The 19,535-nt window shown below is 63.7% G+C and carries 15 protein-coding genes; 5 read left to right on the top strand and 10 right to left on the bottom strand.

The window, feature by feature from the left end; genetic code table 11:
* Window positions 1-11: 11 nt before the first annotated feature.
* Together HMPREF3172_RS03045 and HMPREF3172_RS03040 are read right to left on the bottom strand one after the other, a co-directional pair.
* A complete protein-coding gene (locus tag HMPREF3172_RS03045; RefSeq protein ID WP_070515324.1) occupies window positions 12-1,382 on the bottom strand; it encodes an adenylate/guanylate cyclase domain-containing protein in 1,371 nt (456 codons plus the stop codon).
* The gene (locus tag HMPREF3172_RS03040; RefSeq protein WP_176746122.1) at window positions 1,379-2,197 is read right to left on the bottom strand and encodes a biotin--[acetyl-CoA-carboxylase] ligase; all 819 of its coding nucleotides are present in this window, start codon (window positions 2,195-2,197) and stop codon (window positions 1,379-1,381) included. The genes HMPREF3172_RS03045 and HMPREF3172_RS03040 overlap by 4 nt, the downstream gene beginning before the upstream one ends.
* A 76-nt stretch (window positions 2,198-2,273) precedes the next feature.
* Between HMPREF3172_RS03040 and HMPREF3172_RS03035 the strand changes: the two genes are divergently transcribed.
* Entirely contained in the window at window positions 2,274-3,860 is a 1,587-nt protein-coding gene (locus HMPREF3172_RS03035) for an acyl-CoA carboxylase subunit beta (protein ID WP_062019694.1), read from the top strand.
* On the top strand, window positions 3,857-4,054 hold the full coding sequence (locus HMPREF3172_RS03030; protein WP_062019692.1) for a hypothetical protein: 198 nt from the start codon (window positions 3,857-3,859) through the stop codon (window positions 4,052-4,054). Before HMPREF3172_RS03035 ends, HMPREF3172_RS03030 begins: the two co-directional genes overlap by 4 nt.
* Here the strand turns inward: HMPREF3172_RS03030 and HMPREF3172_RS03025 are convergent.
* Window positions 4,042-5,244 carry an MFS transporter gene (locus HMPREF3172_RS03025; RefSeq protein ID WP_070515321.1) on the bottom strand — a complete coding sequence of 401 codons (1,203 nt, stop codon included), beginning with the start codon at window positions 5,242-5,244 and terminating at the stop codon, window positions 4,042-4,044. The two genes, HMPREF3172_RS03030 and HMPREF3172_RS03025, sit on opposite strands and share 13 nt — an antisense overlap.
* A gap of 80 nt (window positions 5,245-5,324) precedes the next feature.
* On the opposite strand from HMPREF3172_RS03025, the gene HMPREF3172_RS03020 reads away from it, so the two are divergent.
* The gene (locus tag HMPREF3172_RS03020; RefSeq protein WP_070515319.1) at window positions 5,325-7,001 is read left to right on the top strand and encodes a DUF885 domain-containing protein; all 1,677 of its coding nucleotides are present in this window, start codon (window positions 5,325-5,327) and stop codon (window positions 6,999-7,001) included.
* 69 nt (window positions 7,002-7,070) lie between these two features.
* Here HMPREF3172_RS03020 and HMPREF3172_RS03015 read toward each other — a convergent pair whose 3' ends face one another.
* The 6 genes from HMPREF3172_RS03015 to HMPREF3172_RS02990 all read right to left on the bottom strand — a co-directional run bounded on the left by HMPREF3172_RS03015 (window position 7,071) and on the right by HMPREF3172_RS02990 (window position 13,663).
* A complete protein-coding gene (locus tag HMPREF3172_RS03015) occupies window positions 7,071-7,430 on the bottom strand; it encodes a hypothetical protein (protein ID WP_070515317.1) in 360 nt (119 codons plus the stop codon).
* A 1-nt stretch (window position 7,431) separates the two neighbouring features.
* Window positions 7,432-8,256, bottom strand: a complete 825-nt coding sequence (locus tag HMPREF3172_RS03010) for a Bax inhibitor-1/YccA family protein (RefSeq protein WP_070515315.1) — start codon at window positions 8,254-8,256, stop codon at window positions 7,432-7,434.
* 118 nt (window positions 8,257-8,374) lie between these two features.
* Window positions 8,375-9,574, bottom strand: a complete 1,200-nt coding sequence (locus tag HMPREF3172_RS03005; protein WP_070515314.1) for an NAD(P)/FAD-dependent oxidoreductase — start codon at window positions 9,572-9,574, stop codon at window positions 8,375-8,377.
* Window positions 9,575-9,633: 59 nt separating this feature from the next.
* Window positions 9,634-10,833 (bottom strand): NAD(P)/FAD-dependent oxidoreductase, encoded by a 1,200-nt coding sequence (locus HMPREF3172_RS03000; protein WP_070515312.1) that lies wholly within the window; start codon window positions 10,831-10,833, stop codon window positions 9,634-9,636.
* Between the two features lie 40 nt (window positions 10,834-10,873).
* The gene (locus tag HMPREF3172_RS02995; protein ID WP_070515310.1) at window positions 10,874-11,959 is read right to left on the bottom strand and encodes an inositol-3-phosphate synthase; all 1,086 of its coding nucleotides are present in this window, start codon (window positions 11,957-11,959) and stop codon (window positions 10,874-10,876) included.
* 120 nt (window positions 11,960-12,079) lie between these two features.
* Window positions 12,080-13,663, bottom strand: coding sequence for a peptide chain release factor 3 (locus HMPREF3172_RS02990; protein ID WP_070515308.1), 1,584 nt, complete (start codon window positions 13,661-13,663; stop codon window positions 12,080-12,082).
* A gap of 80 nt (window positions 13,664-13,743) precedes the next feature.
* Between HMPREF3172_RS02990 and HMPREF3172_RS02985 the strand changes: the two genes are divergently transcribed.
* Window positions 13,744-14,130, top strand: coding sequence for a hypothetical protein (locus HMPREF3172_RS02985; RefSeq protein WP_070515306.1), 387 nt, complete (start codon window positions 13,744-13,746; stop codon window positions 14,128-14,130).
* Window positions 14,131-14,193: 63 nt separating this feature from the next.
* On the opposite strand, the gene hrpA is transcribed toward HMPREF3172_RS02985, so the two are convergent.
* On the bottom strand, window positions 14,194-18,366 hold the full coding sequence (gene hrpA / locus HMPREF3172_RS02980) for an ATP-dependent RNA helicase HrpA (protein WP_070515304.1): 4,173 nt from the start codon (window positions 18,364-18,366) through the stop codon (window positions 14,194-14,196).
* Between the two features lie 197 nt (window positions 18,367-18,563).
* On the opposite strand from hrpA, the gene HMPREF3172_RS02975 reads away from it, so the two are divergent.
* Window positions 18,564-19,493, top strand: coding sequence for an AEC family transporter (locus tag HMPREF3172_RS02975; protein WP_070515303.1), 930 nt, complete (start codon window positions 18,564-18,566; stop codon window positions 19,491-19,493).
* Window positions 19,494-19,535: the final 42 nt, after the last annotated feature.

Below are 19,535 nucleotides of genomic sequence, written 5' to 3'. Positions count from 1 at the left end.
AAAGCTCGATCTCAGGGTTCGACGTCGACGACCATGCGCGGCGCCTGGCCGCGGTGCATGTCGACGATCGTGATATCGCCCAGTCCCTGCAGGCTCACGGTACGGCGATTGGAGAACTCATAGGCCTCCGTCTGCGCAATGACGGACGAGGTTTCCCAGTCGGTGGTGACCGTTCCGGGTTCGCCGATTGAAGTCAGGCGGGCTGCCAGGTTGACGGTCGAACCGAAGATGTCGCCCAGGCGGGACAGAACCTTGCCCCACGAAAAGCCCACGCGGGCTTTCGGCAGGTCAGGATCTTCGGTAATGCGCTCCATGAGCCGCACTGAGATCTCGGCACCCGAACGCGGAGTTTCGGCGGCGAAGAACACTTCGTCGCCAACGGTTTTGATGACGCGGCCGCCGCCGGCGGTCACGATGTTGTAGCACAGGGTTTGGAAGCGCTTGACCAGGCTGGCAAGCTGCCTGGGCTCCATCTGCTGCGATAGTCGGGTAAACGACACGAGGTCGACAAAGCCGATTCCGCGGGCAAGCGGCATGGCTGAATCATAGAAACCTGGCTGGCCGGCGTTCTTGCCGCCGGGACCGGCGTCGTCGCCCAGGTTCACGTTGAGCCGGCCGAAGACGTTGGCCATGTTGTGCTTCCACGCGTACAGCATGACCTTTTCCAGCGACGGCAGGATCTGCTCAAACAGGCTCAGCGCAACCGCACGCGCCTGACGCTCATCCAGCTGGCGTGATTCAGCGAGGTATTCGACAACCGTCTCCATCTGCCACACCACCAGACGGTCGGTGGTCTGGCCGATGGCGCGAGCGAGCGCCACCGCGGTATCTTCGTCCACCATGTTGCGCGCCACAAGATCAGCCATTTCGGCCAGCGCATTGACATCGCGAATCGTGAAGGCGGGTGTGCCCTCTTCTGCGATTGGCAGGCCGAGGGCTCGCCAGAACTTCTTGGCAGACACAGTAGAAACACCTGCCAGCTGGGCTACTTCGCGTCTGGTCAGGACCCGTTTGCCGCCCAGCAGCTGTTCTTCCAGCAGCGACGCCGCCGCGCGCAGTCGCTGTATGCGCTGCTCGATGAGCTCCGGGTTGTCCAAAAGGTCCGGTACCGCTTCTGTCTGCGGGTTGGGGTCGTCCGCCAGTCCTTGCGAAAACTCCAGGCGGTCGCGCAGTTCAGAGACGCTGGAGTCATCGGAAGACCGCGCGTTGGCGCGTGCGCGCTCTTCCTGGAAGCTCGAACTGAACTCTTCGGAGGTTTCGGCAATCCGCTGGATTTCGGTTGTTGCCGTAGCGTCGCGGTTCCACGGTGCGTCCGGCCGTGAGAAAACGGTGTGCTCGTTGATCTGCGGCAGAGCTCGAGTGCGCGGATCAGGTTCGGTCACAGCAGCCTCGCGTGTATGACATCCCCGGCGGTAACGGTCTGCAGGCCCTCAGCGGTTTCAATGACGAGCCCCCCGTGCTTGTCAAGGCCAACTGCCCGCGCGGTGAGGGGTTCCTGGCCGGGCAGTTCAACCCGAACGTCGCGGCCAATGGTGGCCATGGAGGCAGACATGTCCGCACAGAATTCTGCTGTTCCGACCGCCGGACGGCTGAACGCCGAGTCCAGGGCCTCGCGCAGCCGGCTGACAACAGCGGCCAGGAGCGCTTCGCGGCTGAACTCGAAGCCCTCAACGAGCAGCGACGTGGCGGTCTCAACCGGAAGGTCGTCCTGTGCGAGGTGCACATTGATGCCGGTGCCGATGACGACTGTCTTTTCGCCGTCAGCTCCGATGACAATCCGAGTGAGGATGCCGACGAGCTTGCGGTCGCGGATAAGGACGTCGTTGGGCCACTTGAGTTCGGCCGGAACTCCCTCGGCGCGCAGAGTGTCAACAACAGCGCGGCCCGTGATCAGCGGAATCCAGCCGAGGTCGTCCGCGGCGACTGTCGACGGGACTGGAACGGCAATGGAAAAGGTCAGGCACGTGTTCGGAGGTGTCGTCCACGTGCGCGCCAGGCGGCCGCGGCCGGCCTGCTGATGGTCCGTGCCGATAATGCTGAAAGGTGCTGCGCTTCCGCTTTCTACGGCTGCAACGAGGTCGTCGTTGGTCGAGCCGGTTTTCTCCGACCACTCGATGTCCGGCTGAGGCAACCGGCTTTCCAGGCTCCAGGCTTCGCTGAAGCGGCTGAGGTCAAAAGGAGAAACGCAATCATGCACTACATCACTGTAGGCTGTTTTATCGGCCGGACACAACACCGGCCCACCGTGTGAGAATCACCGCTAGTCTAGTGACATGAGTCCTTCTACCGCACCGCAGACGACAGCGCAGCGGTTGGCCGCTTTCATTGAGCGCCGCCGTAACGCGCACACTCCCGATCCCCAGGCTGCTGAACGCCAGCACAACCGCGGCAAGCAGACCGCCCGCGAACGCATTGCGGAACTCCTCGACCCCGGCTCTTTCCAGGAGATCGACGAGTTCGTCCGCCACCACAGCCACCAGTTCGGCATGGAGAAGAAGCGTCCCGACGGCGACGGCGTGGTCTGCGGTCTGGGCACAATCGACGGCCGCACCGTTGCGGTCTTCGCCCACGACTTCACTGTGCTCGGCGGTTCGCTTGCCGAAGCCAACGGCCGCAAGATCGTCAAGGTGCAGAAACTCGCGCTGAAGATCGGCTGCCCCATCATCGGCATCAACGACTCCGGCGGTGCCCGCATCCAGGAGGGTGTCGGATCGATCGCCCTGTTCGCCGAAATCTTCCACTGGAACGTCAAGTCCTCCGGTGTGATCCCGCAGATCAGCCTCATCATGGGACCCTCGGCAGGCGGTGCCGTCTACTCCCCCGCTCTGACCGACTTCACGATCATGGTCGACGGCACCTCGCACATGTACATCACCGGCCCTGACGTCATCAAGACCGTCACTGGTGAAAACGTCGGCCACGAAGAACTGGGCGGCGGGTACACCCACAACACGGTGTCCGGCAACGCGCAGTACCTCGCACAGGACGAAGAAGACGCACTGAACTATGTGCGCGACCTCCTGTCCTTCCTGCCGTCGAACAATATGGACCCCGTTCCGACGGTGCCGGCCCCGGCCGACCTTGAACTGACGGAAGCCGACAACGCGCTCAACACGATCGTGCCGGACTCCGCATCGCAGCCCTACGACATCCTGGATGTCGTCACGACGGTCCTCGACGACGGCGAGTTCCTCGAAACCAGCGAACTCTTCGCCCCGAACGTCGTCACCGGTTTCGGCCGCGTGGAAGGCGAAACGGTCGGCATCATTGCCAACCAGCCCATGCAGATGGCCGGCACGCTCGACATTGACGCATCAGAAAAGGCAGCCCGCTTTGTGCGCTTCCTCGACGCGTTCAACATTCCGATTCTGACCTTCGTCGACGTTCCAGGCTTCCTGCCCGGCACCGACCAGGAGTACAACGGCATCATCCGCCGCGGCGCAAAGCTCATCTACGCCTACGGTGAAGCGACCGTGCCGTGCCTGACGCTCATCACCCGCAAGGCCTACGGCGGCGCGTACTGCGTCATGGGCTCCAAGCAGCTCGGCGCTGACCTCAACCTGGCCTGGCCGTCGGCACAGATTGCCGTCATGGGTGCGCAGGGTGCTGCGAACATCGTGTACCGCCGCACGCTGAAAGAAGCAGAAGCCGCAGGCGAAGACGTCGAAGCCAAGCGAGCCGAACTCGTCCAGGAATACGAAGACGCTCTGCTCAACCCCTACCTGGCTGCGGAAGAGGGCTACATCGACGCGGTCATCGCACCGTCTGAAACCCGCGAACGGATTGTCCGAGGCCTGCGCGCCCTGCGCAACAAGCACGTGCAGGCACCCGCCCGCAAACACGGAAACATCCCGCTGTGAGAGAAAAACCGAAGACCGGAACCCCGAAGGAGCAGCGCCTGGCGCGCTCGGCGGCATTCGCCGCCGTCATGGCGCTGCGCCACTCCTCCGGTGGAAACGAAAACACCAGCCAGCCGGGCACCGGCTACAGCAGCCCGGTTCGCCGCATGCGCGAACCGGGTGCTGGCACCTGGGCTCGGCGTCAGCGTCCCTGAGCGACTGAGCGCCGGCCAGCCCAGTAGACAAGCAGTCCGAACAACACGACAAACGTCGAAACGCCGAACATGCCCCGCTGACCCACCACGGGTTCCAGCGCACCCAAAACGACGGAGCCGATTGCCGTTCCCAAATCGAGCATGATGAAGAACGTCGACACGACAACCCCGTAGCGGGCCGGCAGCGCATCGGCGACACACACGGCCTGCACTGCAGGAAGCAGAGTTCCAAAGCCTGCTCCCACGAGCGCACCCGCAACGACGATGGCGAACTCACCGTGAGCAAAGGTAAGCACCGCGAGTGATGCAGCGTAAATGAGGATGGCTGGGTAGATCACCCAGCCATCCCCGTACTTGTCCTGCAGGCGGCCCACAAAGGAACGGCAGATGAGCATAGCGGCAGCGAGCGCAACAAAGAACCAGCCTGCCGCCTCGGACGCCCCTATAGCCTCCGCATAGGAGCCCAAAAAGGCCATGACGACCGAGTACACGAGACCGGCGAAGAACATCACAGAAGAGGTCTTCAACGTGTCCTTCTCAAGGAACGAACTCGGGGTCAGCCGCCATTTATCAGCTCGCTGTTCAGCACTTGGCGGGTTCTCCGGAAGAGTCAGCAGAAGCGACAGCAGCGAGGCGACGACGGCAATTGTCGCGCAGATGTAGAACAGCGGCTGGTAGCCGTGTGACGCGGACACCGTCACCGCGAGGAACGGGCCGCTGGCCATTGCCAAAGAGGTTGCCATGCCGAAATATCCCGTTCCTTCGGCCCTGCGGTGCGGCGGGATGACGGTCTGCACAGCGGCCGACGTTGCCGTGTGGTTGAACCCGAACGCAAAGCCGTGCAGGAAGCGCACCGCAATGAACAGGTCGAGCGTGCCGGTCGGAATGTACGCCAGGGACAGCAGAATCTGGATGATCGAAGACAGCAGGATGACCCGCTTGCGACCGATGAAGTCGAGGTACTTGCCCGCAGGGACGCGGGACACCACAGCACCCAGAACGAAGGAGCTCGAGGCGAAGCCGGCCGCCGCCTGCCCCGCACCGAACGAAATCACCGCGTATGCCGCCATGGACGTCAGCAGCATGTAGAACACCAGTGAGCCCATGAGGCTGATGCTGAAAGACAGGATGAAGTTCTTGTTCCACAGTCTGCTCGGGGTCACCGCGGCATGCGCCTCCAATAAAGCCATTGAGAAAGTCGGCGCACAAACCGCTGTTCGCCGACTGGGCAATGGTAGATCACGCGGTTTCCGCCGTTTACAGTGGGACCATGACTGAACTATCGCGAACCCCTTCGGCAGTCGATGAAGTCGCCGAAGACTACGCCCGCTCCCTTGTTGACCTGTTCCCCACCCTGTCCGTCACCGCTGGTCTTGACGGAGATCGCGCGCGCCTGGATTCCCAGAGCCGCGAAGCCGCAGACCAGCTCGATGAGCTCAACGCCCGCACGCTGCGCGAACTCGACAAAGCAGAACGGGAAGCGCAGAACCTCGACGAGGTCGATGCCGTCACGCTCGATGCCATGCGGGAGCGCCTGGGCTGTGAGCGCGAACTGCACGCCGCCGGCCTGACGTCCGGTGAACTCAACGTCATTGCATCCGCACCGCAGGATGTGCAGATGCTCTTCGACCTCGTGCCCACTGACACGGAAGACGACTGGAAGGACAACGCCGTCCGCCTATCGCAGGTGCCCAGGGCACTCACCGAGTACCGACACGCACTGAGCCAGGCCGCTCACGACGGCCGGCCGCCTGCGCTGCGGCAGGTCAAGCGCGTCATCGAACAGTGCCGCGACCATGCGAAAGCCGACGGCAGCTTCGACCGCTTCGCCCAGCAGGCAGCCGACACCGCCTCTGAAGCCCTGGCAGAAGAGGTCCGCACAGCCGCTGACGGCGCGCGGGAAGCCTATGAGTCGCTCGCTGACTTCCTCGGCGACATCATCGCTCCCCTGGCCACCGAAACCGACGCCTGCGGTCGCGACGACTACGCCCTGTTCTCTCGCCAGTTCCTGGGAGCCGAGGTCGACCTCGACGAAACCTACGCCTGGGGCCTCGAACAGCTGGCCACCATCGACGCCGAACAGCGCCGCGTGGCAAACGAGCTCTACCCCGGTTCCACCGTCTCCGAATGCTTCGACAAGCTCAATGCCGATCCGCAGCGCCAGGTGCACGGTCTGGATGCTTTGCGCGCCTGGATGCAGGACAAGGCCGACCGGGCCATTGAGGAACTTGCGGGCGTGCACTTCGACATTCCCGAACCGGTCAAGAAGATCGAATGCATGGTGCTGCCCGACGGCACGGGCGGCATCTACTACACCGGCCCAACTGATGACTTTTCACGCCCGGGCCGCATGTGGTGGTCGGTTCCGGCCGGGGTTGAAACATTCAACACGTGGCAGGAGCTCACAACCGTCTACCACGAGGGCGTTCCCGGACATCACCTGCAGGTGGGCGGGGCGACCCACATGGCTGACAGCCTCAACACATGGCGTCGTCACCTGTGCTGGGTGTCCGGTCACGGCGAAGGATGGGCCCTGTACTCCGAGGCGCTCATGGCCGAACTCGGCTTCCTGGACGATCTGGGCGACTACATGGGCATGCTCGACTCCCAGCGGCTGAGGGCAGCCCGGGTGTGCCTCGACATCGGCGTGCACCTGGGTCTGCCGGCTCCCGAATCAATCGGGGGCGGCACGTGGGATGCGGACAAGGCCTGGACGTTCCTGACCGACAACGCGGCCATGGAGCGCAGCTTCCTCGCGTTCGAACTCGACCGCTACCTGGGCTGGCCGGGCCAGGCGCCGTCCTACAAGATCGGCCAGCGCCTGTGGGAGCAGACCCGCAACGCGGCGAAAGCCAGCGACCCGAACTTCACACTCAAAGACTTCCACACCAAAGCCCTGGCAATCGGCTCGGTCGGTCTCGACACCCTCAAGCGCGCACTCACCTGATGTGCACGGGCACTGGAGCCGTACGGCTCCAGTGCCGCACAGAAACGGACGAGGTGCCGCAGCAGCTCCTCACAGACTGCGCCTGAGGTTTTCGGCAAGGGCAAGTGCTTCTGCCGTGTGCCCCTCGCCGGCTCCCCTGCGCGGCTGTGCCGCTTCCAACAGAGCGAACAAGCGGAACGGAAGCTGCGCCTCGTCAGCCCTCCAGATCTCTGGTGCGCCCTCCGGTGGGCCTGTCAGATCACACAGCTGACGAACAGCGGCAGCGACCAGCTGCCGACGGTTCAGCTGCTGGCCGTCGGGCACCTGAGACCATGCGTCGACCGTAAGCGAAACCAGCCGGACACGAAGACGGCGGACCTCAGTTTCGAGGTCCGCCGCTTTCTGTCGGTGCTGTTCGCCCACCGGTCCGGCAGCGAACACGTCACTCATGTCAGTCCTGTCGGAAGTAGGACAGCAGGCGCAGGATTTCGACGTACAGCCAGATGAGCGACACCATGAGGGAAAACGCCATGGTCCAGGAGTAGCGCTCCGGGATCTTGTTGTCGACGCCGGCTTCGATTGCCTGGAAGTCAGTGATCAGGGTCAGCGATGCCAGCACCACGGCGACAACGCCGATGATGACGCCCAGCGGGAAGGTCATGCCGAACAGTTCAATCTGCACGTTGCGCGCACCGCCGTTGCCGGTGAACAGAACGTAGAAGAAGTTGATGAGCGAGAACACCGCGTAGCCGCCGACGGCCAGCATGAGGAACTTCATGCCCTTGGCACCGAAGCGGATGACCTTGAACTTGAACAGCGCGAACATCACGGCGAAGACGCTGAGTGTTGCCAGCACCGCCTGCATGACAATGCCGTCGTATGAGGTTTCGAAGATCTTCGAAATGCCGCCGAGGAAAACACCCTCAACGGCGGCGTAGGCCAGGATGAGGAACGGGACGGGTTCGCGCTTGAACGCGTTGATCAGGCCGAGAACCAGGCCGATGAGCACGGCTGGCAGCGCCAGAGCAGGCATCACCCAGCCGACGATTGCGCCAACGAGAAGAACACCGAAGCAGGCCAGCGACTTCATGAAGACGTCGTTGTACTGCATGGGGCGCTCTGCGGCTGGAGCCTGCGGCTGGACTGGCTGGCCGGGGCCGGCGTTGCGGTTCTCTGCCGACGGGGCCATGTACATGGAGTTGAGGTGATCGGCCGAAGGGGTCTGGCGGTCTTTCACGCCTTCGTTCAGGGCCCTGTTCATCAGCGGGTTTGCCATGAGACTCTTTCTGATCGCTTCCGTTGCACGGGAGTTTACTGTCTTTGCTGTTTCAACAGCAAAGTGCCGCCGCAGAATTCCCCTGCGGGAGGATTCTGCGGCGGCACTCAGGAAAGCATCACTTGAGGGTGCGCTTGACGATCTGTGCGATCTGCTCACCGGCACGCGGTCCGTGGGCAATGCCCCACATGCCGTGGCCTGCGGCGACGAAGCTACGCGGCGAGAGGGCTTCGATCTTCGGCGGACCGGTGGGGCTGACCGGGCGAGGACCAACCCAGTGGTCGGTGGTGTTCTCGAGGTCGATGCCCTTCATGTACTTGCTGGCCACGCGCTTCATAGATTCAATGCGCTCGGGACGCAGCGGAGCATCCGGGTCGAGGAACTCCATGGTTCCGCCCACACGCACGCCACCGCGGTACGGAGTGAACACAACGCGCGTGGTGGGCAGGTACACGGGGGTGGTCGGCAGGTACTCGGGGTCGACCTGAGCGGTGAACGAGTATCCGCGGCCAGCGGCCATGCCGATGGTGGCGGACTTGCCGTGCAGCTTGCGCAGCAGTTCGTCCGACCAAGCGCCCGCGGCGATGACAACACCGTCGAAGCTGTAGCTGCGGCCCTGAGCGTCGACCAGGCCGACGGCGTCCGCACCGACGTGGCCGGTGACGATCTCGGCGTCGGTCACGATCTTCACGCCCAGCTTCTGGGCGGCATCTGCGATCGACTGGACGAATGCCGGCGGGTCGATGTACGCCTGGTCCTTCACGATTGCACCGTGGGTGACGAGGTCCGTGAAGTACGGCTTTTCGCGGGGGTCGAAGGTTTCCACAACAGAGGGCACACCGGCGTCGCGGTTGATGCCGGTCTCTTCGATGAAGTGGTGGAGTTCGGCTTCCGAACCCAGGCCGACGGTGAAGTCGGAGTGGTTGAACTTGCCTTCGACGCCGAAGTCCTTGAGACGTTCGAACGATGCGATGGAGTCCTTGAGGTCCGGTGCGAGTTCGTCGACTGCGCGCTTGAACTTCTTTTCGGTCATCTGCAGCGTGAAGGTCGTGAGGAACTTCCACAGCTTCGGGTTGAACGGCTGCGGCAGGGCCAGCGGGGCATCCTTGTTGGTGACGGCGTCAAAGCCGTTCTTCCATTCGCCCGGTGCCGACAGTGGGAAGGTCATCGACGGGCAGATGAAGCCGGCGTTGCCCCAGCTTGCGCCGGCGGCAACACCCTTGCGGTCGAGTACGGTGACGTCGTATCCGGCGTCAGCCAGGTTGAGTGCACTTGCCAGGCCGACCATTCCGGCCCCGACTACTGCAATGTGCGTCATAGTCTCCTCCTTGACTATAGGAACGCGAGGGGACGCTCTCCCCTGTGAATTCTAGTGCGTCAGCGACCCAGTCGCTCTGTGACGAGCTTCGCAATGATTTCGCCGGCCCGCGGGCCGAGCGTGATGCCCCACATGCCGTGGCCAGAAGCGACGAAGGTGCGCTGAGATACAGCTTCGACGCGCTCGCTGCCGTCGGGGCTGACCGGACGGGGACCCATCCAGTGATCCGTGGTGTTCTCCAGGTCGATGCCGCGAACCAGCGGGCGCAGGGCTTTCTTGATCGAGTCGATGCGCGCTGGGTTCATGGGGGCGTCTGCCGGCAGGAACTCCATGGTTCCGCCCACGCGGACTTTGCCGCGGTAGGGCGTGACAACAACGCTGACCGAGGGGAAGCGCACCGGTTCGGTCGGCAGGAACTCGGGGGCAACCGAGGCCGTGAACGAGTAGCCGCGGCCCGCTGCCATGCCGATGCGGGCCTTCTTGCCGTGGAGGGTTTCCAGCAGGTCGTCCGACCACACGCCGGCAGCGATGACAACCGCGTCACCACCATAGGAGCGGCCTTTGCGATCAACGAGCCCGACACCGGAGTCGCCCTCATAGCCGGATACGACGTCGGCGTCTTCGATGATGTTCACACCGGCAGTGCGGCAGGCCTCAGCGAGAGCCTCCATGTAGGCCGGCGGGTCGATGTAGGCCTGATCGCGCACCTGAGCGGCGTGCGTGATCTTGTCGGAGAAGAACGGCAGAACGTCCGGCGATACAACGTCGACGCTGCCTTCCAGGCCAACCGAGTTGCTTTCGGCCATGCCGGCTTTCAGACCCTCAAGACCGTCGGCGGATTCAAAGCCCATCGTGAAGGTGGCCCGCGTCAGCGACGCCTTGACGCCGAGCTCTTCCATCCGACCGAAGGCCGCGAAAGCGTCCTTGAGAGCAGGTGCTTCGGCGCGCACGGAAGCGGCGTAGCGCTTCTTCGTCATCTGGGATGCGAACTTCGCCAGGAACAGTGCCAGGCGCGGCGAGAACGGCTGCGGCATGGACAGCGGGGCGTCCTTGTTGAGCATCATGTCGAAGCCGTTGACCCACGCGCCGGGAGCGGCGAGCGGCTTCGTCATCGGGGGAACAATGAATCCTGCGTTGCCCCAGCTGGATCCGGCGGCGACACCGGTGCGCTCCAGGACGGTCACCTCGTGGCCGTCCGCGGCCAGGTGGAGTGCGCTGGAAAGCCCGACGAATCCGGCTCCGACTACGATGACGTGCATTGGAGATCTCTCCTCAGAGTGTTCTGTGTGTTGTGGCAGGTCAGTTGTCGGCTTCGCCGGCAATGAAGGCTTCTACGGCCGCGTGTGCGGCTTCGTCGTTCTGCTGGTGCGGCGGGGACTTCATGAAGTACGAGGATGCCGAGATGAGCGCACCGCCGATGCCGCGATCCAGGCCGATCTTGGCTGCGCGCACGGCGTCGATGATGACGCCGGCGGAGTTCGGCGAGTCCCACACTTCGAGCTTGTATTCCAGGGACACCGGGGCGTCGCCGAAGTTGCGGCCCTCCAGGCGCACAAAAGCCCACTTGCGGTCATCCAACCAGCCCACGTAGTCGGAGGGGCCGATGTGGACGTCGCGTTCGGCGAGTTCTGCCGAGGTGTTCGAGGTGACCGCCTGGGTCTTCGAGATCTTCTTGGACTCGAGACGCTCGCGTTCGAGCATGTTCTTGAAGTCCATGTTGCCGCCGACGTTGAGCTGGTAGGTGCGGTCGAGGATCACGCCGCGCTCTTCGAACAGGCGGGCCATGACGCGGTGGGTGATCGTCGCACCGATCTGGCTCTTGATGTCGTCGCCGACAATCGGCACGCCGGCTTCCTTGAACTTGTCGTCCCATTCCTTAGTGCCTGCGATGAACACCGGCAGGGCGTTGACGAATGCGACCTTCGCATCGATTGCGGCCTGCGCGTAGTATTCGACGGCCTTCTGCGAGCCAACGGGCAAGTAGCACACCAGAACGTCGACCTTCGCGTCGCGCAGAGCCTGCGCAACGTCAACCGGTTCGGCGTCGGATTCGGTGATGGTTTCGCGGTAGTACTTGCCGAGGCCGTCAAGCGTTGGGCCGCGCTGCACTTCTACCCCGGTGTGCGGGATGTCGGTGATTTTGATGGTGTGGTTCTCGCTGGAGTAAGCGGCTTCGGAAATGTCCTTGCCGACCTTGTCAGCGTCGACGTCGAACGCTGCGACGAATTCGATGTCGCTGATGTGGTAGTCGCCGAACTGCACGTGCATGAGTCCCGGAACCTTCGATTCGGGATCTGCGTCCTTGTAGTATTCAACGCCTTCGATGAGTGACGTTGCGCAGTTTCCCAGGCCCGCGATGGCGACGCGGATCGACGTGTTTCCCACTTGTCCTAGCTCCTTATTGCAGACATGACTGCGGGCAGGGTCCTGAGCAGCGACGCAGTCAGGACCAGAGTCTGCCCGGCTTTTTATTCTAAACCCCCGCCGCGAGGTGCTCGCAGTCGGTCAGGTGACCACCAGGGGCTCGAGTGTGATGCCGGGGTTTTCCCGCTCCACACCGCCCAGGCGCCACCGGTCTGAGAAGAGAGCCAACAGTGTGCCGTCGGAGCGTTCGAGCACTTCGACGCTGCGCTCTTTCGCCAGTTTGGGGATGTCGTCCTTCACTGTGCGGCGGGCCAGCGTGTAGGGCAGGGACTCCAGGCGGCACGGTGAGTTGAATTCGTTGACCATGCGGTCTTCGACCACTTCGAACTGAATTGGGCCGACGGCTCCGAGCACGGGGGCCTGATCGCCGCGCAGGTCGGAGCGCAGCACCTGGATGACGCCTTCGTGGTCCAGCTGGTCGATGCCGCGGCGGAACTGCTTGTACTTCGACGGGTCTTTCGCGCGGATGACCATGAAGTGTTCGGGGCTGAATGACGGGATTGGTGGGAACTGCACGGGCTCGTCGACGTAGAGGCTGTCGCCCACGCGCAGGGCTGAGGCGTTGACCAAGCCGACGACGTCTCCGGGGAAAGCAGTCTCAACGGAGTCGCGGTCACGGCCGAAGACGTGCTGAGCGTGTTTGGTGGCAAACGGCTTTTTCGTTTCGGCGTGGGTGACGACCATGCCGCGTTCGAAAACTCCGGAGCACACGCGGATGTAGGCCAAAAGGTCGCGGTGGTTGCGGTCCATTCCGGCCTGCACTTTGAACACGAAGCCGGAGAAAGGCGCATCGACGGGTCGAGGTTCGCCGTCGCGGTCCAGGCGAGGTTCTGCCGCCGGAGCGCGGTCGATGAGCGTGTCGAGGATCTTGGCCACACCGAAGTTGAGAACGGCGGAAGCGAACATCACCGGGGTGTGCTTGCCTGCCCGGAATTCGTCGTAGTCGAAGTTCTGCTCTTCCAGTTCCAGAAGCTCGGATTCTTCGACGGCGGTGGTCCACACGTCGCCTTCGACTTCTTCGGCCCGTGCGGGGTCCATGGTTTCAGCACCAGCGATGGTGGCGCCGCCGTCGGTGCGGGTGAACTTGGTGTACTCCCCCGTTTCACGGTCAAGCACGCCGCGGAAGTCACCGGAGTCACCCACGGGCCACGTCAGCGGTGTGGGCAGCATGCCGGTCTTCTGCTGGATTTCGTCCATGAGCTCCAGCGATTCCAGACCGGGGCGGTCCCACTTGTTGATGACCGTCATGATCGGGATGTTGCGGTGGGAGCAGACTTCGAACAGCTTCATGGTCTGCTCTTCCATGCCCTTGGCCGCGTCGACGAGCATGATGGCGCAGTCGACGGACGACAGCACGCGGTAGGTGTCTTCTGAGAAGTCGGCGTGACCGGGGGTGTCGATGAGGTTGACCACGCAGTCGCGGTATTCGAACTGCAGAGCGGCTGAGGAAATCGAAATGCCGCGGTCCTGCTCCATCTGCATCCAGTCGGACACGGTGGCGCGACGGCCTGCTTTGCCGTGGGTTGCGCCGGCCTGGCCGATGGCGCGCGCGTGCAGGGCGAGTGCTTCGGTCAGGGTTGATTTACCGGCGTCGGGGTGGGCGATGACGGCGAATGTGCGCCGTCTGGCGGCTTCGTCACGAATGGTCTGCGGGGTGGGAGTCACCCGGCCAGTCTAGGACAGCCTGCCCAGCGATCCGGCGGAAGGTGGGCGGCACCTCGTGCTTGGTTCCGTAGGATGGTTCCGTGGCCAAGAGGAACAGAACCAGCAGACAGCGCACCGAGGGCGCCGAATATTCGGTGGCTGCCCGCCCGGTCAGCCGCGACCGGCGGGTGCTGTGGGTGTTCATTGCCTCGGCCATTGTGTCTTTGGCGCTGTGCTTACTGGGCATCGCGATGTCGCTCATGGCCGCGCACTTCATGCAGCCCATGCAGCAGCTGGGCGTGCCGAACAGCCAGCTGTTGGGCATGTGGTTTTTGGCTTCCGCCGGCTGGCTGATGACGGCGGCAACGATCATCGTCTACTGGGTCGCGCTGACCCGCAAGACCGCCAAGAAGCGCATCCGCTGGGCGATTGCGGCGGTCTGCACCGCAGCTCTCTTCCCGGCGTCCTGGATCTTGTTCTACATCTGATTCACGAGGCGCCGCCGGCCTCCCGCTGCCCCTTACGGGGCCGCTGTTCTCGCCTGAGAGGCCCTACAGTTTTGCGAGCGCTTTGGTGATGCGCTGTTCGGACACGGTGTGTGCCGTGCCGACGTGGGGTGCCCACAGTGATACGCGCAGCTCTTCGACGTCCCAGAGGACTTTTTGCCATTCGGCGGGTAGAACGGCGCTGAATCGCTCAGCGTCGTCCCGGGCCGCACTGCCGAGCACCCGGCCGAGCTTGTCGTCGATCTGGGTGCGCACCTGCTGGATGCGGTCCATGAACTGGCGGTCACGGCTGGCCTGTGTGCCGAGTTTGTCCAGACGGTTCGCTGCAGCCTCGAGGTATGCCGGCATGCGCAGCACGTAGTCGGGTGCGACTTGTGTCAGGAAGCCCGGCTGCAGGAGGGCCGCCAGGTGGGCCTGTTCGTCGGTTATCGAGGCGAGCACTGTCAGTGAGCGGGTGTTCTTGATGGTCCGTTCGATATCCGCCGCGAGCGTGTAGGTGCGGGTCAGCGCCTGGTAGACCCTGTCGAGTTCACCGGTGATGCGGCTGGCCACTTCGCGCTGAAGCGCTTTGTATTCCTCTTCTGTCCGCGGGTGGTCGCCGCCGCCGGGCAGTCCGTGGTCGTCAGTGCGGTTCAGGCACTGTGCGGTGCGCACGATCCTGCCGACCGCGGTGAAGACGGCGTCTTCCAGCGGGTCGGAGTCCTTGGTGCGGCGGGCCCCGAGCACAAGCTTTGCTGTGTTGTTCAGGGCGTCTTGGCAGTAGCGGGCGGCTTCTTTCTGTCCGAAGCTCAGCAGCCGTGTGACTCCCAGGATTGTTGCCTGGTGCGCCCAGGTTTCATCTGCTGAGTAGCGCAGGGTCACGGAGGTTCCCTCGTCGACGAGTGCTGGGAAGAATCGGCGGCCGTCCGCCTCGATTGGCTGCGGGAAGGCGCCGAAGTCCCATCCCCGGATCCCCTGACGAGGTGCCGGCACCGCGGTCTGCGTCTTCACCTTGGTCGTGCGGGCAGGGGCGGTGGGTGCGGGTGCGGGCTGTCTGTCAGCTGCCGCGTCAAGGTTTTTGGCGCGCTGCTGCAGCTCTGCGAGGTTCTCTCCGCTGGCGAGTGTTTTTCTGCCGCGCCGGATGACGAAGCTCATCCGCAGGTGGCTTGGCAGCCGCACAAGCTCGAAATCATCGGGTGTGACGGTGATGGGCACGCGGTCCATGAGTCCGCCTCCTCCGGCGCGACCCGTGAGTTCTGCTGCCAGCACTTCGAGGGCGTGGCCGGCAGGCCGGTTCAGCAGTCGGCTGTCGTCTTCCGGCCCCGTCACGCCTACAAGGATTTCAGCTGCGACGTCGGGAGCCGGGACGAAGTAGGTTCTTTTCGCCTTCGGCAGGGAGCGGATGAGTGCGGTGATGTATTCCAGGCGCAGTCCCGGCACCTGCCACGAAAAATCGTCGGCGTCGACGCTTCGCAGCTGTTCGGGGCTGAGGAAAACGGTCACGCCGTCGCGGCGGGATCCGGGTTCATAGGCGTAGCTGAGGCGAACGCTGCTGCCGTCGGCCAGCTGCACCTGCAGCGGGTAGTCGTCCGCAGCACTTTCGAGGTCGGTTCCGTCAGCGGCCAGCAGGCTGTTGGGGTCGATGTTGAGGAAGTCGGGTTCTTCCGCCCGCTTGCGCTTCCACCAGCCGTTGAAGTGCCCGGCGGACACGATGTTCTCCGGCAGGCGTTCGTCGTAGAACTCGAACAGCACATCGTCTTCGGCCAGCAGTCGGCGGTCGCGCAGGCGGCTGGCAAGCGCCTCGGCCTTTTCCAGCGCCTGGGCATTGTGGGTGGCGAAGGCGTGTTTTTCGTTCCAGTCGCCTTCGATGAGTGCGTGGCGGATGAAGAGGTCACGCGCGGCTTCCCGGTCGATCTTGCCGTAGTTGATGCGCGCGTCGGAGATCAGCGGGACCCCGTTGAGGCTCATCCTGTCGTATGCCAGGGCGGCTGCCGAACGGGATGACCAGTGGGGTTCTGAGTAGCTGTGGGTGATGAGCTCACCGGCGGCCCGCACTACCCACTCGGGTTCGATTGCTGCGACCGTGCGCGCCCACAGGCGGGAGGTTTCAACGAGTTCGGCGGCCATGACGAAATCGGGGTTGGCACCGAAGACGCCTGATCCGGGGAAGATCCTGAACTTGGTGCCGCGAGCGCCGATGTAGTCCTTGCCTTCGACGGTGCGCGCACCGATTGTGTCGAGCATGCCGGTGAGCAGGCTTGAGTGCACGGCCTGTTCCGTGGCCGTATAGGGCCCGCGCTTGTTCGTGCGGCGTCCCTTTCGCCTGCCGCGGCTTTCATCTGCCTGCACCGCCTCAGACGGTCGAGTGCCGAGGTCGCTTCCGGGCCGGTCGATGTGCTTGCCGATGTTGCCGAGCATCTGACGGATCTGCTGGACGAGGTCCTGCCATTCGCGCACCCGCACAAAGTGGATGAACTCGGACTTGCACAGCTTCTTGAACTTCGAGGTTGAAAGCTCATCCGATCTGCGCTGCACGTAGTTCCACAGGCGCAGCACCGACAGGAAGTCAGACGACGGATGGTGGAAGCGCTTGTGTTTTTCATCGGCTTCCTGCCGCTGCTCCGTGGGGCGTTCACGCGGGTCCTGACCGGACAGGAAGGCGACGATGACGGCGGTTTCCGGGCCGACCCCCGCCTCGATCCCGGCCAGCACCATGCGCGCCAGCCTGGGGTCCAGCGGCAGTGTCGCCAGTGTCCGGCCCAGTTTTGTCAGCGTGAGGGTGCCGCCCGATTCGCGCAGCGCACCGAGTTCGACGAGTGCGTTCTTGCCGTTCTTGACCGCCCGGGGTTCCGGTGGGGTGAGGAACGGGAAGTCGAGGATGTCCTTTTCTGTGCGCACAAAGCCCAGCTGCGCCATCATGAGCAGCACGCTGGCGAGGTTTGTGCGCAGGATCTCTGGGTCGGTGTATTCGGGCCGGGCGTCGAATTCGCCTTCCGAGTACAGCCGGATGGCGATGCCGTTGCTGGTGCGGCCAGACCGGCCGGAGCGCTGCCGGGCAGACGCCTGAGAGATCGGCTCGATCGGCAGGCGCTGCACTTTTGTGCGCGTGGAGTAGCGCGAGATGCGCGCCGTGCCGCCGTCGATGACGTATTTGATGCCCGGAACGGTCAGTGAGGTTTCGGCGACATTGGTCGCCAGAACAATCCGCGGGGTGGAGTGGGGTGCGAAGACGCGCTGCTGCTCCCCTGCTGACAGTCGACCGTAGAGGGGGACGATTTCCCAGTTGCGCCGCTTGGTGCGCATGTGGCCTTCGAGTTCTGCCTGCGCGTCGCGGATTTCTGCCTCACCGGATAGGAACACGAGGATGTCGCCGGGGGCTTCGCGGTCGAGTTCGTCAACGGCTCGCAGCAGGCCGGACATGAGCGCATCGGCATCCGGGACGTGCGGGACCGCCGCGCGCGGCTCGGGCTGCTTTTCTTCGAGGAGTCCGTCAGGGTCTTCTGCGACGTCTTCGTCAACTGGCCGATACCGGATCTCCACCGGGTAGGTGCGCCCGGATACCGACACGATCGGTGCATCTCCGAAATGCTCGGCAAAGGACTCCGGGTCGATGGTCGCCGAGGTGATGATCACCTTGAGGTCGGGCCGTTTCGGCAAGAGCCGGGCCAGATAGCCCAGCAGGAAGTCAATGTTGAGGCTGCGTTCGTGGGCTTCGTCGATGATGATCGCGTCATAGGCCTCCAGCCGCTTGTCGTGCTGCAGTTCGGCCAGGAGGATGCCGTCGGTCATGACCTTCACGCGGGTCGCATCAACGACGTCCGAGGTGAAGCGCACCTGATAGCCGACTCCCTCACCGAGTTCCGTGAGGGTCTCTTCTGCCAGACGGGCCGCCACCGAACGGGCGGCAATGCGCCGCGGCTGGGTGTGCCCGATCAGCCCGTTGATGCCGTAGCCCAGTTCCAGCAGGATCTTCGGAAGCTGCGTTGTTTTTCCCGAACCGGTTTCGCCGGCCACAACGACAACCTGGTTGTCTTCTATGGCCTGGGCGATGTCATCGCGGCGGCTGCTGACGGGAAGTTCATCGGGATATTCGATGTGGAGGTCGGTCCGCAGGCGCGCTTGGCGCAGACGCTGCAGGCGTTCGGCCTGCTGTGGAGAATTGCCGCGGGGACGGCGCCGCTTCCCGCGGCGGCGCGCAGGCCGGCGGGATGAGGGCTGTGAAGACGAAGCGTCAGACATATCCCCACAACAGTAGCCGGATCCCACCGCAAGATGAGACCGCGGGCGCGTCAGCGCTCCCCCGACTTCCAAGAGCAGCCCTCCCGGCACCTCGTCAGTCAGTCCGGCACCTCGCCCACCCGTCCGCGTTTCGGGACGTCTGCGCGCACAAGGTGAGACAGGCGTAGAGTGACGACTGATCGAAGAAAGGACATTCTGTGCTCGGCGCTCTCGAAGGCTTTGCCGTCATCGGCTTCATCATCTTCGTGGGCTTCCTCTTAGGGCGCAGCGGAGTTCTCGGCTCACAGGGCCAGAGGGTTCTGGCGTCCACCGTCTTCTACGTGTCGACCCCGGCGCTGCTGTACGACCTCATTGCAGAAGCCCCGCTCGAGCGGATCTTCTCCCCCGCCATCTTCGCCACGGCAGGTTCGGCATCACTCGTGGGCATCGCGTTGTTCACGTTCTCGTATTTCAAGCACCGGTCCTTGGGCAGGGCGGTGATGAGCGGCTGGGCGGTGTCCTACGTCAACATCGGCAACTTGGGCATTCCGATCGCGATCTACGTTCTGAAGTCCAGTTCGTACGTACCGCCGATCATGCTGTTCCAGCTGGTGATCCTCGCGCCCCTGGGCATGGTGATTCTCGACATTCACCAAGCCAAGCACGCCGGTACTCTCGCCCACTGGTGGACCCCGCTGCTGCAGGTGATCCGCAACCCGATCCTCATCGGTGCGGCCGTCGGACTGTTCTTCGCCATCACCGGTCTGCGGCTTCCTCAGATCATCCACGATCCCGTCTCAATGATCGGCGCGACCTCCGTGCCGCTCACCCTGCTGGCGTTCGGCATATCCCTCAAGGACGGTTGGGCGGTGCCGGCCCGCGGAACACGTACGGATCTGACCCTCATCACGGTGGTCAAACTCGCGATCCAGCCGCTCCTTGCGTGGGTGATCGGCGGCCCGCTGCTCGGCTTCACCGGGGTCGACCTCATGGCGATCGTCGTCACCTCGGCCCTGCCGACCGCGCAGAACGTGTACGTGTACTCCATGCGCTACCGCATGGCAGAAACGCTGGTGCGCGATGCCGTTTTCGTCACAACGATCCTCTCCTTCCCCACGATCGTGCTGCTTTCAGCCCTTCTGTCCTGAGGTCGCCGGTCCGCAGTCGGCGCTGATTGCGCGTGTCATCCG

Source organism: Brevibacterium sp. HMSC08F02 (assembly GCF_001807555.1).
Taxonomy (GTDB): domain Bacteria; phylum Actinomycetota; class Actinomycetes; order Actinomycetales; family Brevibacteriaceae; genus Brevibacterium; species Brevibacterium ravenspurgense.
This window is presented reverse-complemented; position numbering and strand designations above follow the sequence as displayed.